Source organism: Streptomyces panaciradicis, assembly GCF_023516615.1.
Classification (GTDB): Bacteria; Actinomycetota; Actinomycetes; order Streptomycetales; family Streptomycetaceae; genus Streptomyces; species Streptomyces panaciradicis.
The window spans coordinates 1-774 of record NZ_JAMGBF010000327.1 but is presented as its reverse complement, the minus strand read 5'-3'; the positions used below and the strand labels follow the sequence as shown (position 1 = coordinate 774).

1 protein-coding gene is annotated in these 774 nt (G+C 68.1%); it reads left to right on the top strand.

Going from position 1 to position 774, the window contains the following annotated elements; translation table 11 throughout:
- Positions 1–114: 114 nt before the first annotated feature.
- Positions 115–615, top strand: coding sequence for a tetratricopeptide repeat protein (locus tag M8J74_RS44200; RefSeq protein WP_249841774.1), 501 nt, complete (start codon positions 115–117; stop codon positions 613–615).
- Positions 616–774 lie beyond the last annotated feature (159 nt).

The window sequence follows — 774 nt, the reverse complement described above, 5'->3', positions numbered from 1 at the left end:
GAACATCCAGTAATTGTTCTTGAAGTAGCACAGTGGTGAAGGGCGGCGTCTGCGGACGCCGCCCCTCGCCGCATGATCGGCCCAACAGAGTTCAACAGCGGGAAGGCTGTCGCAGTGGCAACAGAAGACACGGCCTGGGAAGAGCGGATCGCCGCCCTGTGGTCCGCCCTCGATGATCACGACGAGGAGGAATTCGTCAGAAGAGTCCGGGAACTCACCGCGGAACTTCCGTCGGACGACGCGAGGATTCCCTTCGAACTCGCCTGCGCCTTCGACTCCACCGGCCACTCCGACCAGGCCGTCCCGCTCTACCGGCAGGCGCTCGACGCCGGTCTCACCGGTGTGCGCCGCCGCCGCGCCGTCATCCAGCTGGCCAGCTCCCTGCGCAACGTCGGCCAGGCCAAGGAGAGCGTCGCTCTCCTGGAGGCCGAGCGCGACGCCGGCTCGGACCCGCTGGACGACGCCGTCGTCGGGTTCCTCGCCCTCGCCTACGCGGACGTCGGCCGGGAGCGCGAGGCGCTCTCGTACGCCCTCGTCGCGCTGGCCCGGCATCTGCCGCGCTACAACCGGTCCCTCGCGAACTACGCCAGGGACCTGACCGGAGAGCCGGCATAGGCCCGCCCCTTTCGCCGCGCGCCCGGGTGTCGTCACGACGACACCCGGGCGTTTTTCTGTGCGCTTTTCATTTCCCGGCGCATTTCCGTGTGCGCGCCGGCCGTAGTTGAACTCGTTGACCCGACTCGCCTCCCCGGGCGAAGATTTCATCAGTCGCCG